This is a genomic window from Sorangium sp. So ce406, assembly GCF_051474675.1.
GTDB classification, from domain to species: domain Bacteria; phylum Myxococcota_A; class Polyangia; order Polyangiales; family Polyangiaceae; genus Sorangium; species Sorangium cellulosum_G.
This window is the reverse complement of record NZ_CP150340.1, coordinates 9,556,164-9,571,115: the sequence shown is the minus strand read 5'-3', so window position 1 is coordinate 9,571,115 and position 14,952 is coordinate 9,556,164. Positions and strand designations below refer to the sequence as shown.

The following is a 14,952-nucleotide window of genomic DNA, read 5'->3' as shown; positions in this document are numbered from 1 at the left end:
CAACGGCCGAATCCGATCCTCGATAAGCGTGGCGACGAAGGGAGTTGAGGCGGCCTGGCTCGCCGAGGTCGAGCGAGGCCTGCAAGAATTCACGCCCTGGACGTTATTCGAAATCGGATCGCCACACGGCTGCACAGATCGTGAATGAAAACCGTTGCCGTCGGCGAAGCGGGCGCAGCGCTCGCTGCTGTCGCTCTGTCGTGCTGGCGTCCGGCCACACGCGTCGAAAGCCTGGTTCCGGGCGACATCGACGGAGGCCGTGACCGGGACCTCGCGTGCCCAGCAAGCCACTGCCGCCGACGGCGCTTCAGGCTGCCTCCGGCGCAGGGCGCGCGGAGCCCGGGTCCGTCTGCCGGCGATGATCATCGGCGCCTCCGGCGGACGGCATCTCGGTTAAACTGCGATCCCATGGGATCCTTTCATCTTTCCGGGGTCATCCATCGCGACACGGCGCGCGCCCGCGCGCTCGCGCGCGCCGCCGGGGTGCTCTGCGCCGCGCTCTGCGCGGGGTGCGCGGCGGACCCCGCGGACCACGAGGCTCCGGCCGCGGAGACCTCGGTCGGCACCGTCGACGGCTCGGACGCCGTGGTCGCCGTCGTGCGGGGCGAGGGCGAGGTCACGCTCTACGTCTGCGGGGGCGCGAGCAGCTACGCGACAATGACCCGCTGGTTCGAGGGCCCCGCGGAGGCGAACGGCGCGTTCTCCCTCTCGAACGGCGGCTGGACCGCGCGCGCCGAGCCCGGCGGCGACGCCGGCACGCTGCGCTCGCCCGACGGCGCGGAGCTCGCCTTCCGCGTGCGACCCGCGGCGCTGGACAGCGCCGAGGGCCTCTACGCGGCCGTCGACAGCGGCTGCCGTACCGGGGTCGTCGTCCGCACGCCGGAAGGCGCCGAGGCGCCCGCGCTCCAGGGCACCTGGTGCGGCGACGGCGACCGCTTCGCGCAGGTGACGCCGATCCGCTGGCTGTCCGAGCCCGATCGGCGCGGGATCGAGGTGCGCGTCGAGCTCGAGGGCGCGCGGAAAAACCTGCTCGTGACCCCGCTCGAGCAGCCCTGATCGCGCCATCACGGCGTTCCGGCTCGGCCGTTGAACTCCGCCCCGCCCCGAACGAAGCTCGGAGGATGGCGGACGTAGCCCAGCCGCGGAGGCGGCACCTCGCCCTGCCCGCGTCGCGCTTCATCGGCCGGGAGGGCGAGCTCGCCGCGCTCACCGAGATCCTCCGGCGCGGCGAGCGGCTCGTGACCGTCTGGGGCCCGGGCGGCATGGGCAAGACGCGGCTCGCCCTGGAGCTCGCGAGCCGCTGGGCCGAGGCGCGGCCGGGGGAGGCCGCGTGGATCTGCGAGCTCACCGCCTGCCGGGACCTGCGCGGCGTCTGCGGCGCGGTCGCGCGCGCGATCGGCGCGCAGGTCGCGTCGGCGCGCCGGGAATCGGCGCTCGTCGAGCGGATCGGCCGCGCCCTGGCCGCGGTGGGACCGGCGCTGCTCGTGCTCGACAACCTCGAGCACGTGCTCGAGCCGGCGGCGCCGGCCCTCGACGCGTGGGTGCGCGCCGCGCCCGAGCTCCGCTTCGTCGTGACGTCGCGCGAGCGCACCCGCCTGCCCGGCGAGGTGAGCTACGAGCTCGGCCCGCTCGGCCTCCCCGCCGAGGGCTCGGCCGAGCGCAGCGCGGCCGTGGCGCTCTTCCTCGACCGCGCGGCCGCCCACCGCGCGTCCGCGCCGCCGCCGCCGCTGTCCGATGACGAGCGCCTCGCCGATGTCGCCGCCCTGGTGCGGCGGCTCGAGGGCATCCCGCTCGCGATCGAGCTCGCGGCGGCGCGCGAGGAGGTCCTCGGCGTGCGCGGCCTGCTCGCGCGCCTCGGGAGCCGGCTCGACCTGCTCGCGGGCGCGGCGCGCGGCAGGGAGGCGCGGCAGGCGACGCTGCGCGGCGCGATCGCGTGGTCGTGGGACCTGCTCGACGACCGCGAGCGACGGGCGCTCGCCTGCTGCTCGGTGTTCCGCGGGCCGTTCACGCTCGCGGCGGCGGCGGCCGTGCTCGCGGAGCCGGACGCGGCCGCGATCGACAGCGTCGGGGCGCTGCGCGACAAATCGCTGCTCCGCGCGGCGCCCCCGGGGAGCGACGGGGCGCCGCGGTTCGCGCTCTACGAGGGGGTGCGAGAGCTCGCCGCAGAGAAGCTCGCCGAGCGCGGGGAGCGCGAGGGCGCGGCCGAGCGGCACGCCGCCTTCTACCTGGCCGACGGCGAGGCCGCCGCCGCGGACTTCGAGCGGCGCGGCGCGCTCGACGCGCTGAACCGCGTCGCCGACGACCTGGAGGAGCTGCTCGCCGTCGCCGAGGGCGCGCTCGCGAGCGCGGCCGCCGGCGCGGAGGGCGGCCGCGCGCACGGCCGCGACGACCGCGCCGGCGCGCGCGACGCGGCCGAGCGCGCGCTGCGGGCGCTGTGCGCGGTCGAGCCCGTCCTCAGCACCCGCGGGCCGTTCGGCGCCCAGCTCGAGCCGCTCGACCGGGCGCTGGCGGCCGCGGAGGCGCTCGCGGCGGACCCGCTCGTCGCCGCCCGCGCGCTCGCGGCGCGGGGGCGCGCGCGGCGGCTCCGCGGGCAGGCGGAGGCGGCGCGCGCGGATCTCGAGCGCGCCCGCGCGCAGGCGGCGGCGCTGGGCGCGGCGGCGCTCCTCTCGGGGATCCTCGCGGACCTCGGCGTGCTCCACCACGGCCGGCGCGAGATGGAGCGCGCGCGCGACCACTACGAGCAGGCGCTCGCGCTCCACCGTGCCCTCGGCGACCGCCGCGCCGAGGGGCGGGCGCTCGGCAACCTCGGCGCGCTCCACCACGACGAGCGCCGCGAGGACGAGGCGGCCGGCCACTACGAGCGGGCGATCGCGATCGCGGCGGAGATCGGCGACGGCAGGCTCGAGGGCATCTTCTCGACCAACGCCGGCCTGCTCGAGCAGGAACGCGGGGCGCCGGCGAAGGCGCGGCGGCGCTACGAGCGCGCCGTCGCGATCCTCGGCGAGGTGGGCGACCTCCGGCTGCTCGCGATCACGCTCGGAAACCTGGGCGCGCTCCACCACGAGGAGGGCCGCCCCGCCGACGCGCGCGCCTGCCACGGCCGCGCCGTGGCGTTGCTCCGCGAGGTCGGGGACCGCCGCTCCGAGGCGATCGCCCTCTGCCGGCTCGGGGCGGCGCTCGCGTCGGTCGACGCGGTGGAAGAGGCGCGGCGCGCGCTCGAGCCCGCCGAGCGGCTGCTCGCGCAGCTCGGCGACGAGCCCGACGTGGAGCTCGCGCGGGTGGCGTCGGGCTTCGTCGACCTCGCGCTCGCCCAGGCGGCGCGCCGCGCAGGGCGGGGGGACGAGGCCGCGGCGCACGCGGGCGCGGCGCGGCGCAGGATCGCGCGCGCGCGGGAAGGCGCGGAGGGATCGCCTTCGAGCGCGAGCCGATCGGACGACGTGCGGCTGCTGCTCCGGATCCTGGAGCGCAGCCTGGCCGCGCTGGGCGACCTGCCCGAGGCGCGGGCGGAGGGCGAGCGCGAGCTCCTCCTGACCGAGGGGGCGCGCTTCGTCCGCCCGCCGGGCAGCGGCTGGCACGATCTGCGCGAGCGCCACGCGGCGCGGCGCCTGCTCCTCGCGCTGACCGAGCAGCAGCGGTGCGCGCCGGGCCGGGGGCTCTCCCTCGCCGCGCTGAAGGAGGCAGGGTGGCCCGGCGAGCGGATCTTGCCGGAGGCGGCGGCGAACCGGATCTACGTGGCGATGAACCAGCTGCGGAAGCTCGGGGTGAAGCCGTGGCTCCGGAGAGACGCGGAGGGGTACTCGCTGGATCCGGCGCTGCCGGTCCACTACGTCGCGGTGGAGCCGGCCGCGAGCGGAGGGGGAGATTCGGCCGGGGGGGAGACGGGTGAGGGCGGGGGTGGAGACGGGGGGAAGCGGCGGTAGGGGCTGCTGCCGGGGCCCCGCGGAATCGATGGGAGAGCAAGGGCGATGGCGCCGCGCGAATCGCTTTAAGGGGGGATTAAGGGGCGGTCCCCCGGCGGGGACGTAGCCTGTTCGGCGGAGGTCACGCCATGCGCATCATCGCTTCTGCTCTGCTCATCTTTGCGCCTGCCATCACCCTCGCCGGATGCGATGAGGGCCGTGAAACCGAGCCGGTCGTCGCTTCAAGCGGCGCCACCGGCACGGGGGATCCCCGTGGCTCCACGTCCGGAGACGGCGTGGGCGGGTGGACGGACCCCGGGGAGGATCCGAGCACGAGCGGCGCCAGCACAGGCAGCGGCGGCAGCGGCGACACCGGCGGCGGCGGCAGCGGCGACACCGGCGGCGGTGGCAGCGGCAGCGGCGACACCGCGGCGTGCTCCGGACCCCTCGAGTTCATCGACCCGGCGCTCGAGGCGGCGGTGCGCAAGTATGTGGCGAAGCCGGAGGGCCCGCTCCTTCCGGCCGACGTCGCGTCGCTCGACTTCCTCCACGTCTCCTCTCGCGAGATCTATTCCCTCTCCGGCATCGAGTGCCTCCGCTCCCTCACGCGGCTGAACATCGGGGACAATCGCCTGGCAGATCTCTCGCCGCTGCGCTCGCTCACGGAGCTGCGCTCCCTGAGCGCGGAGGTCAACGAGATCAGCGACCTCTCGCCGCTGCGCTCGCTCACGGAGCTGCGCTCCCTGAACCTGGGGGGCAACCGGATCACCGACCTCGCGCCGCTGCGCTCGCTCATCCAGCTGGAGCAGCTGAACCTGGACGACAACTCCATCTCGGACCTCGCCGCCATCGGCTCGCTGACGAGCCTGTGGGAGCTGTCACTCTACAGAAATCCGATCAGCGACCTCAGCCCGCTCCGCTCGCTGATCCGGCTCGATACGCTCAAGCTCGGCTTCGTCCCCATCCCGACGCTCGCGCCGCTGTCAGGTCTCCCGGCGCTGAGCCAGCTCGCGGTGCTCGACGCCAGCATCAGCGACATCTCGCCCCTGTCGACCCTGACCGAGCTGAGGACCGTGCTCCTCGGGGGCAACCGCATCTCCGACCCCTCTCCGCTCGCGAGCCTCGCTTTCCTGAAAGTCCTTGGCCTCTCGGGCAACTCGGTGTCCGATCTGACGCCCTTCGTCGCCAACCCGGATTTCAGCCCGAGCGCCCGCGTGTCCGTGCTTCGAAACCCGATCGACTGCGCCGCTCAGGCGAGCAACATCGCAGCGCTCAAGGCGCGCCAAGTCCAGTTCCTCTCGGACTGTCGGTGACGCCCCGCTCCCTGGGCAGGCACCAGGGCGTTCGCCGCGCAGCGGCGGCTCGTCGAGGTCGGCGCCACGATCTCGAGATCGGGATGGGCGAGCAAGGGCGATGGCGCCGCGGGCGGGAGCGCGGATCGCTTTAAGAGGGGATTAAGGAGCGGCCCCGCGGCGGGGACGTAGCCTGTTCGGCGGAGGTCACGCCATGCGCATCATCGCTTCTGCTCTGCTCATCCTCGCCCCTTCGATCATCCTCAGCAGCTGCACGGCGTTCCGTGAGACCGAGCCGGCCTTCAATTCGAGCGGCGCCACGAGCGCGGGAGCGGGGGGATCCGGCGGGGACGCGGGCGGCGACGCCGTGGGGGGCGGAGGCGCGGGCGAGGGCGGAGGATCGCCGCCGGCGGAGGCGGCATGGCACCGGCAGATCTCCGGACCCGACATGGAAGATGCCATGGCCCTCGCGATCGACTCCGGCGCGAACGTCGTCCTGGCCGGCAGCTCGCGGGGTGCGGCCGACTTCGGCGAGGGCGCCACGCGGCTCGCCGGCTTCGAGGACCTCTTCATCGCCAAGTACGCGGACGACGGCGCCCTGCGCTGGGTACAGCGCTTCGGCGGCAGCCTGGTGACGGCCACGGGGATCGCGGTCGATGGAAACGACGGCATCGCCGTCGTCGGCCACACCTCGAGCGGCCCTCTCGAGGTCGGCGACCTCTCCCTGGAAGAGCCGGAGCGAGACGACCTCTTCGTCCTCGCGCTCGATCGGGACGGCGCGCCGCGCTGGATGCACCGCCTGGGCGGCGCCGGCTTCGACTTCGGAGGCCGGGTGGCCGTCGGTCCCGGCGATGACATCGTCGTCGCCGCCCAGTCCGGGAGCCGCCTCACCCTTGCCAGGTTCGCCGCCGACGGGACAACCCGCTTCGCGACGGACCTGGGGCACCTGTCCGGATACGCCTCGTCGTTCGCTCCCATCGGCGGGGTGGCCGTGGACCGCCACGGAGACATCCTCGTCGCCGGGCACTTCTCCGGCGGCGCCGACCTCGGCGGGGGCGCCATCACCGGGCTGAGAGGCGACCAGGCCTGGGTGGCCAAGTACTCGGGGGAGGACGGCGCCCACCTCTGGTCGAGGCACCTCGGCGCGCCCGAAGACCACGGCATGGGCCTCGGCGACAAGGCGCAGACCCTGCTGGTCGACGGGCGCGGGGACGCGCTGATCGCGGGCCAGTTCGCGGCGGGCGCCGACCTCGGCGAGGGGCCGATCGACGGTACGGGCGGCGCGTTCCTCGTGAAGCTCGCCGGCGAGGACGGCGCCGTGCGATGGGCGAAGGCGCTCCCGGCCGTCGGCGTCGTCTCGACCAGCCTCGCGTTCGCGCCCGACGGCCAGGTCGCGCTCGTCGCCTCGCTCCGGGCGCCCTTCGACCTCGGCGGCGGCACGGTGGACGAGCGGGGAAGCTACGTCGCCACCTACGAGCCAGGCACCGGAGCGTTCGTCGCGCAGCGGCGGATCGTCGAGGTCGGCACGATGATCAGCGACACGCAAAACGGGTTCTTCGGCATGGGCGCCTCCGCCCTCGACGCGAAAGGACACCTGTCGATCGTGACGAGCTTCTACGACGAGGCGCAGACCGTCTTCGGCGCCCTGAAGAGCGCGGGCTGGGGCGACATCCTCCTCGCGCACCTGCCGCTCTGAGGCGGTCGGCTCGCCTCGAGCGTCATCCGTCCCCCCCCGCCTCCTCGCCCCCGGCCGCCTCGCGCGCGGGGGCGCTCCCCTCGGCCGCCTCGCGCGCGAGCGCGCCGGCGTGGATGGCGCGCACCTCGTCGATCGTGCTGGCGTCGGCGGCGGCCTTGTCGGGGCGGTAGCGCTTCACGCGGGCGAAGCGGAGCGCGAGGCCGCCAGGGTACTGCGGGCTGGCCTGCACGCCGTCGAAGGCGATCTCGACGACGAGCTCCGGCCGCACGTGGACCGTATAGGCGTCGCGCGCGATCTCGAGCTCGAGCAGCCGCTGCGTCTGCCAGGCGAGCATCTCGTCCGTCATGCCCTTGAACGTCTTGCCGAGCATGACGAAGCCGCCGGCGCCGGGGTCGCGGGCGCCGAGGTGCAGGTTGCTGAGCAGCCCGCGGCGCCTGCCGCTCCCCCACTCGACCGCCAGCACGACGAGGTCGAGCGTGTGGGTGCGCTTCACCTTGAGCCACGAGCTGCCGCGCCGCCCGGCCTCGTACGGCGCGGCGAGCGACTTGGCCATCACCCCCTCGTGACCCCGGGCGAGCGCGTCCCCGAAGAACGCCTCGGCCTCGGCCGCCGTCGGGAGCTCGATCCGCGGGACGCGCAGCGACCGGTCGAGCACCTGCCGGAGCGCGGCGGCGCGCTCGCTGCCAGGCCGGTCGAGCAGATCCTCGCCGTCGAGGTGCAGCACGTCGAAGAAGAGGGCGCGCAGCGGCAGCTCGGCCCGCAGCGCGGCCACGTCGAGCGTGCGGCCGAAGCGGCGCATCGTGACCTGGAACGGGTGCGGCGCGCCGTCCGGCCGCAGCGCGATCGCCTCCCCGTCCAGCACGAGCGAGCGGGCCGGGAGCGCCCGCACCGCCTCGACGATCTCCGGGACCGCCTTCGTGACGGGGTTGAGGCTGCGGCTGAAGACGCGCACCTCGTCGCCGGCCTTGTGCACCTGCACGCGCGCGCCGTCGAGCTTCCACTCCAGCGCCATCGCGCGGAGCTCGCCGAGCGCCGCCGTGACGTCGTCGGCGGCCTGCGCCAGCATCGGCTGCACCGGGCGGAGGAGCTGCAGCGAGAAGCGCTGGAGGCCGAACGCCCCCTCGAGCAGCGCCGTCTTGGCGACCTCGGCCGCGTCGCCGGCCAGCATGACCGCCCGCCGCAGCGAGGCCGGCGGCAGCCCCGCGGCGCGCGCCACCGCCTCGATCATCACCGCCTCGAGCGCGCCCTGGCGGAGCTCGCCGACCAGGAGCCGCGCGAAGAAGTCGCGCTCGGCCTCGGTCGCCCGGGCGAAGAGCCGGCCGAGCGCCGCGCGGCGCTGACCCGCAGAGCCAGCGCCCGTGGTGCGCGCGATCTCCGTGAACACCGCGTCGGTCTCCCCGAGCGTGAGCGCGGGCTCGGCCGCAGCAGGGCCCGCGCGGCGCGCCTCGGTGACCATCGACGGCCCGAGGCCGATGCGGCCCTGGCGCAGCCGGCCGGCGAGCCAGTCCACGCCGATCTCCACCTCCTCGGGCGAGAGGCGGCGCAGGAGGTCGGCGAGGGCGGCGATCTTCTCGAGACGGCTGGACGTGGTGGCGACACGCTCGGAAGTGGCGACGAGGTCGGAGACGAGCACGCAGGTATCCTACCCTGGCACCTCTCGAGCGCACGCTCGCACGCTCGACGGGTCAGTGATGAGGCCGCCGCAGGGTGTCCTCTACAACCGAGCCGAGGAACTCCGCAGGATCGGACCTGACCCACAGGCGCCAAGTGTTCTCCGCATGGGCTGAGCGAGAGACTACCAAAGGGTGTCAGAATGCGGAGCAGAAAAGAGCGCTTTCGGGCCGGATTGTCATCACGTCCGAGTGCGGCCACTTACGGAGAGCGCAGGAGAATTATCAGGCCATCTCTCGCGACTGCCCTTCATCGCCGGCAACACAGCAGCAGATAAGCTGCCTCCCGGCCGTCCTGGCCGACGAATCCAGCCGTTTTCACCGCCTCGTCAGGGGCGCGCTCGCAGCGGCGGGGCGATCGGGCGCCCTCCAGCGCCTCGTCGAGGAGGGGAGTCCGGCGTCTCCTTACTACGTCTTACGTATTACGTCTCACGTCGTTGATCCGTTTCCGAATCGAGCGCTCCGGTGCCGATCGGCCCTCCGGTCGGCCGGTCGGCGCGGGGCGCAGCGAGATGGCGAAAGAGGGCCTCGCACACACCTCGACGCGCTCGCGCGCCGCCCCCGCGATTCAGGGGCGCGAACGGCATGACGCGCCTGCGGTGCGCCCCGGGACCGCACGCGCCGCGCGCGCGGAGCCGATCTTCTCGCCCCTGTGCTGCCGAACACCCCGCGAGAGGCCCTCCGCCGCGCTCGCCTCCCCGGACGGCGCGATCGCTCCGTTTAGTTGACCTCCGCCGCTGGCCTTGATACCGGGTTGGCGGTCAGCGCGCCGTGGGCAGGTGAACACGGCGGGCGGGCGCAGTTTTCCTCAACCACAGCTCAGGAATACCGCCCTCTCGCTGCAAGGCCGCCATGATCGGGTCTTGGGAGCCGCTGGCTTGGTTTTTGCGCAGTGTCTCTCCGGCAGTCTGACTGTACCGGAAGATGCTGGCGTGGTGTTGGTGTCCGCACGGGAAGGCGACGGAGGTTCTTCGATGGTGGAGCGGCAAGTCCGGAGGCGGGTCGGCGTCGTGATGGGCGGCTCGTCGGGTGAGCGCGAAGTGTCCCTTCGCTCGGGCGCGGCCGTCGCCGAGGCGCTCGAGGCGCGCGGGTACGATGTCGTCCGGATCACGCTCGGTGAGCGGTTCGGCGCGGAGCTCTGCGCCACGCTGCAGCGCGCGCAGCTCGACGCGGCGTTCCTGGCCCTGCACGGACGGCTCGGTGAGGACGGGTGCGTGCAAGGCGTCCTGGAGCTCGCTCAGGTCCCGTATACCGGGTCGAGCGTGCTCGCGAGCGCCCTCGCGATGGACAAGCTGAAGGCCAAGGAGATGTTCCGGCTGCACAACGTGCCGACGCCTCCGTACTACACTGTGGGTGCTCACCAGGACCTCGACGAGCTCGACGCGATTCACGGCTCGTTCGGGTTCCCGGTCATCGTGAAGCCGCGCGGCGAGGGGTCGAGCCTCGGCGTGGCCAAGGCCGGGTCGCTCGAGGAGCTCCAGGCGGCGCTCGCGGTGGCGTTCGAGTTCGACGACGCGGCCATCGTGGAGCGGTTCGTGTCCGGGACCGAGGTCAACGTGGGGATCCTGGACGGGAAGGTCCTTGGCGCGATCGAGATCGTCCCGAAGAAGGGGCTTTATGACTACGAGGCCAAGTACACGCCGGGCATGACCGAGTACCACATGCCGGCGCGCCTCCCGCCGACCCGCTACCGCGGGGTCCTCAACCTGGCGGAGCGGGCGGCCCAGGCGCTCGGGTGCACCGGCGCCGTGCGCGTGGACCTGCTCGTGACCGGCGGAGAGAACGAGTACGTGCTCGAGGTGAACACCCTGCCGGGCATGACCCAGACGAGCCTCCTGCCGAAGATCGCGGCGGCGGCAGGCTACGAGTTCGGCGACCTCTGCGAGGCCATCCTGGCGAGCGCCCGGCTGCACCAGCCGGTGCGGCGCCGCGCGCCCGCCGCCTCGGAGCTCCGCCTCAACGAGCGGGGACAGTCCCCGAGCCGGCTGCGGCTCGTGAAGTCGGCGATCTGAGGTCAGGCGCCCTGGCGGCGCGGCGGGTGCCGCGCCGCAGGGCGGGACGACCACGCGCCCTCGCGGCGTGGCGGGGCCGCGCCGCAGGGCGGCTCGGACATCGACACAGGCTCAGACGAGCGACGTGCAGATACCGACCCGGGGATGGTAGACGCCGACCCGGCGCTTCCCACTCCGGGTCTCGGGCGTCACGAGCACCACCATGCTCTTCACGAGCGGCGCGTCCGCGCGAATCCGCACGTGCTCGCCCGCGACGACGACGTGCCAGATGTTGACCGTGCCGAACCGGGTCACGACGACACCCTCGTAGATCTGCGCGGGCGACGGTGCGCCGCGCAGCGCCAGGCGGCAGGCCGTGTAGCTGCCCAGCGCCTGATACAGGAGCACGATCGGCATGACGACATACGAGAAGCCGACCACCATCGACGCGACATCGCTGTCCCGGTAATACCAGCCGACGGCGAGGATCCCCGCCCAGACGAGCAGCGCGTACCCCACGCCCGCGAGCTGGTGCCGGGCGTGCCGCAGGGCCGCCCAGGGGCGCGGGGGCGGCTCGCGGAGCTCTTCGGGCAACTGGATCGCGCTGTGGGACGCCATCGTGCCGTCCCGGCATAACCTCGACGGCCGCGGAGCTCAATCGCGCAGCGCGGGCTCAACCGCCTTTCGCGGCCTGGTCCCGTGGACGCGCGCGCTGGCCCCGCTCGCCTGGGCCGCTGCGCGCGGCGCTTATCCGCTGGAAATCTCGCCCGGGTCGAGCAGGATCGCCGGACCATGAACGCCCTGCGCAACCGCAAGTTCGTCCTCGCCGCGCGGCCGGCCGGCGAGCCCAAGGCGTCCGATTTCAAGCTGATCGAGGAGGAGATGCCCGAGCCCGGCGAAGGGCGCGCGCTGCTGCGCACGCTGTACCTGTCGCTCGACCCCTACATGCGAGGGCGCATGAACGCCGGCAAGTCGTACGCGCCGCCGGTCGAGATCGGCGACGTGATGGTCGGCGGCGCGGTGAGCGAGGTGATCCGGTCGGGCGTCGCCGGCCTGTCGCCGGGCGACATCGTCGAGGGGCGGACGGGCTGGCAGGCGTACGCGATCACCGACGGGAGCGGCCTGCGCAAGGTGGATCCCGCGCTCGGCCCGGTCTCGACGGCGCTCGGCGTGCTGGGCATGCCGGGGATGACGGCCTACACCGGGCTGCTCAACCTCGGCCAGCCGAAGCCGGGCGAGACCGTGGTGGTCGCGGCGGCCTCCGGGGCGGTGGGCTCGCTCGTGGGGCAGATCGCCAGGATCAAGGGCTGCCGGGCGGTCGGCGTCGCGGGCGGGCCGCGCAAGTGCGACCACGTGGTGAACGAGCTCGGCTTCGACGCCTGCGTCGACCACCGCGGCCCCGACCTGGCCGGCCGCCTGAGGGCGGCCTGCCCGGACGGCATCGACGTGTATTTCGAGAACGTCGGCGGCGCCGTGTTCGAGGCGGTGCTGCCGCTGCTGAACCCCTTTGCCCGCGTGCCTGTCTGCGGCCTGATCGCCCACTACAACGACGTCGCGCCGCCCCCCGGGCCGGACCGGCTGCCGGACCTGATGAGGCAGGTGCTCTCGAAGCGGCTGATGCTGCGCGGCTTCATCGTCGGCGATTTCGCCGAGCAACGCGGCGAGTTCCTGGAGGAGACGAGCCGCTGGATCCGCGAGGGGCGCGTCAGGTACCGCGAGGACGTCGTCGAGGGGCTGGAGAAGGCGCCCGAGGCGTTCATCGGGCTGCTCAAGGGCGAGAACTTCGGCAAGCTGGTGGTGCGCGTCGCGTCCTGAGCGTCATTCCAGGAGGTTTTGTGAGAAGAGATTGAACCACGGAGCGTCATTCCAGGAGGTTTCATGAGAAGAAATTGAACCACAGAGGCACAGAGGGCACAGAGGGGAGAAGAAGAGAGAAGAAGAGAGAAGAAGAGGGACTGTGCGCTCTGCATTCTATTCTCTTTTCTTTGTCTCTTCCTCTGTGCCCTCTGTGCCTCTGTGGTTCAATCTCTCCATCCTCAGGAACCAGGGTGGCTCGAGCGACGAGGCGCCGCCACGAGGCGTCACGGCGCGAGGACCACCGCGCCGCCCGGCGGGATCGTCATCGAGAGGATGCCGGCCGAGGAGACCGTCGCAGCCTCGCCGCTGAGCGCGTCGGTGAGCTCCGCGCCGGCCGGCAGGCCGAGCGCCTGCGCGACCTCGACGGAGATGCGCTGCGCCGCGCCCGCCCGCGTCAGCGCCACGACGGCCGATCTCCCCCCGGCGAGGCGGCGGCCGAAGACCAGCGTGTCCTCCGTGGCCGTCAGGTTCACATAGGCGCCGCGGCGGAGCGCAGGGACGTCCCGGCGCGCGGCGCCGAGCGCGCGCACGAAATCGAGGGTCTCGCGCTCGGGCGGCGTGAGCTCCGCCTCCGGCCGCCACAGGCTGCGGTTGTTCGGGTCGACGCCGCCCCACTCGCCGTACTCGTCCCCGTAATAGAGCAACGGCGCCCCGGGCAGCCCGAGCAACCACGCCATCCCGAGGCGCACCCGCGCATAGACGTCGGCAGACGCCGGCTCCGACGCGGTGTCCGTCCACTGGTGGTTCGGGACATCGCGGTTGCGGGGCCCCTCCGCGTCGCGGTAGTCCGCGAGCGTCGCGAACCGGGCCGTGTCGTGGCTGCCGAGGTACGGCGTCATGATCGCGCCCTCGGGCCACCGCCGCTGCCCGTCCTCGACCCAATAGGCGGCATGCAGCATGCCCCGGCTCTCCTCGCCCCAGGCGAACGTGCGGTACGAGACGCCATGATAAAGGACGAAATCGAACTGGCCGTCCAGCCCGTGCGGGCCGATGTACTTCGCGATCGTCCCGTAGTTCTCGTCGTTGCACGACGCGCCCTGCCCGCAGTCGCTCCAGCCCATCGCCGTCTCGCCCATCAGGAAGTAACGGGTGCCCGCCGGCTCGAACGCCGCCCGGACCTCCGCGGCGAGGTTGCGCGTCGCGATCTCCTCGACATGCTTCACGGCGTCCACACGGAGCCCGTCGAGATCGAACTCGTCGAGCCAGAAGATCGCGTCGTCCACGAACGCGGCGTTGGCCTCGGGCACCGTGTGGTCGACGTCCGGGAGATACCCCGCAAACATGCAGTCGAGCGCGTGCGACGTCCAGTCGCACCCGTCCGTGCCGCAGACACACCCCGTCCTGAACCAGCCCGGGTGCGACGCGACGTACTCGTGATCTTCGTGGACGTGGTTCACCACGAAGTCCTGGAGCACGCGGATCCCGTGGCGGTGCGCCTCGGCCACCACCGCGCGGAGCGCGTCGGCACCGCCGAGCCGCGGATCCACATCGCGCGCCTTGATCGGCCAGTAACCGTGATAGCCGGTCACCTGGTGGACTCCATCGCTCGCGAGGTACGCGCCGGCAGGGTTCTCCTGGAACGGCGTGAGCCAGATGGCCCGCACGCCCAGCGCGTCGAGCGTGCCGTCCTCGATCGATTGCCTCAGCCCCTCGAGATCGCCGCCGAGCCAGTCGCCCCGCGGATCGGCGCCCGGCGTGGGCGGCGCGTTCAGGTCGGGATCGCCGTCCCGGTAACGGTCGGTGACGACCATGTAAATGAGCGCGTCCTCCCAGGAAAACGGCTCCTCCTCGACCCAGAAGACAAGCCGGAGCGGCTCGCCGACGCGGCCGCTCCGGGTCACCCCGCGCACGGTCACCCGGTACTTGCCGTCCGCGAGGCCCCCCAGGGCGATCTGCACGTCGCCGCGGGCGTCGACCGAGATCTCCTCCTCCGCGAGCGGGCGCGCCTCGCCGTCCTGGTCGAGCAGCGTCGCCTCGAACGCCTCTGCCTCGGGCCCCGCGCCCTCGATGCCGTCTCGATACACGAGCCGCGCCTCGTAGGCGCCCTCGCCGGCCGCGGCCCGGGTCACCTCGCTCGAGGCGACCGAGAACGCCGGAAGGCGGCAGTCAGGGACCTTGACGGCCGAGTTCTCGACGCCGCCGACATACTTGCGGCGCCCCTCCGCGGGGTCGAACACCCACGCGACCTCGCTGCCCGACCGATACGCGATCTTGTAGCCGTGGAGGCCCGGCGGCAGGTCGACCGTGGCCACGAGCTCGCCCGGCGCGTCGCCCTCGATCATCGAAGGGGCAGAGTCGAGATCGAAGCCGTTCCACTCGCCAGGGACACGGACATCCGTCGCCCCGGGGGGCGGGACGAACGTGAACGACGCCGGGCAAAGCACGGCGGCCTGTCCGCCGCCACCGCCGCCGGCCGCCCCGGCGCCGCCGGTGCCCTTTCCGTGACCCCCGTCGAGCTCGTGATCGTTGCCACACGCGAGCGGCACCGCGAGGACCACGGCGGTGGAGACGAATGTCATCAGGAATGCAGATCGGCGGCGCGACATG

The 14,952-nt window shown here is 73.3% G+C and carries 9 protein-coding genes; 6 read left to right on the top strand and 3 right to left on the bottom strand.

The features are described from left to right. Nucleotides 1–408 precede the first annotated feature (408 nt). From WME96_RS35850 to WME96_RS35835, 4 genes are all read left to right on the top strand, one after another. On the top strand, nucleotides 409–1,056 hold the full coding sequence (locus tag WME96_RS35850; protein WP_437286082.1) for a hypothetical protein: 648 nt from the start codon (nucleotides 409–411) through the stop codon (nucleotides 1,054–1,056). Between the two features lie 65 nt (nucleotides 1,057–1,121). Then, entirely contained in the window at nucleotides 1,122–3,920 is a 2,799-nt protein-coding gene (locus tag WME96_RS35845) for an ATP-binding protein (protein ID WP_437286081.1), read from the top strand. Between the two features lie 128 nt (nucleotides 3,921–4,048). Continuing rightward, nucleotides 4,049–5,212, top strand: coding sequence for a leucine-rich repeat domain-containing protein (locus WME96_RS35840; protein WP_437286080.1), 1,164 nt, complete (start codon nucleotides 4,049–4,051; stop codon nucleotides 5,210–5,212). Between the two features lie 193 nt (nucleotides 5,213–5,405). After that, complete coding sequence (locus tag WME96_RS35835) at nucleotides 5,406–6,887, top strand: hypothetical protein (RefSeq protein WP_437286079.1); 1,482 nt, start codon at nucleotides 5,406–5,408, stop codon at nucleotides 6,885–6,887. A 22-nt stretch (nucleotides 6,888–6,909) separates the two neighbouring features. Here the strand turns inward: WME96_RS35835 and WME96_RS35830 are convergent, their stop codons facing one another. Then, nucleotides 6,910–8,520, bottom strand: coding sequence for an ATP-dependent DNA ligase (locus WME96_RS35830; protein ID WP_437286078.1), 1,611 nt, complete (start codon nucleotides 8,518–8,520; stop codon nucleotides 6,910–6,912). A gap of 1,011 nt (nucleotides 8,521–9,531) precedes the next feature. On the opposite strand from WME96_RS35830, the gene WME96_RS35825 reads away from it, so the two are divergent. Beyond that, nucleotides 9,532–10,569, top strand: coding sequence for a D-alanine--D-alanine ligase (locus WME96_RS35825; RefSeq protein WP_437286077.1), 1,038 nt, complete (start codon nucleotides 9,532–9,534; stop codon nucleotides 10,567–10,569). A gap of 111 nt (nucleotides 10,570–10,680) precedes the next feature. Here the strand turns inward: WME96_RS35825 and WME96_RS35820 are convergent, their stop codons facing one another. Beyond that, a complete protein-coding gene (locus WME96_RS35820; RefSeq protein WP_437286076.1) occupies nucleotides 10,681–11,166 on the bottom strand; it encodes a hypothetical protein in 486 nt (161 codons plus the stop codon). A gap of 174 nt (nucleotides 11,167–11,340) precedes the next feature. Here WME96_RS35820 and WME96_RS35815 point away from each other — a divergent pair, with 174 nt between their 5' ends. Continuing rightward, nucleotides 11,341–12,363, top strand: a complete 1,023-nt coding sequence (locus WME96_RS35815) for an NADP-dependent oxidoreductase (RefSeq protein WP_437286075.1) — start codon at nucleotides 11,341–11,343, stop codon at nucleotides 12,361–12,363. Nucleotides 12,364–12,629: 266 nt separating this feature from the next. Here the strand turns inward: WME96_RS35815 and WME96_RS35810 are convergent, their stop codons facing one another. Next, a complete protein-coding gene (locus WME96_RS35810; protein ID WP_437286074.1) occupies nucleotides 12,630–14,924 on the bottom strand; it encodes an alpha-amylase family glycosyl hydrolase in 2,295 nt (764 codons plus the stop codon). Between the last annotated feature and the right edge of the window lie 28 nt (nucleotides 14,925–14,952).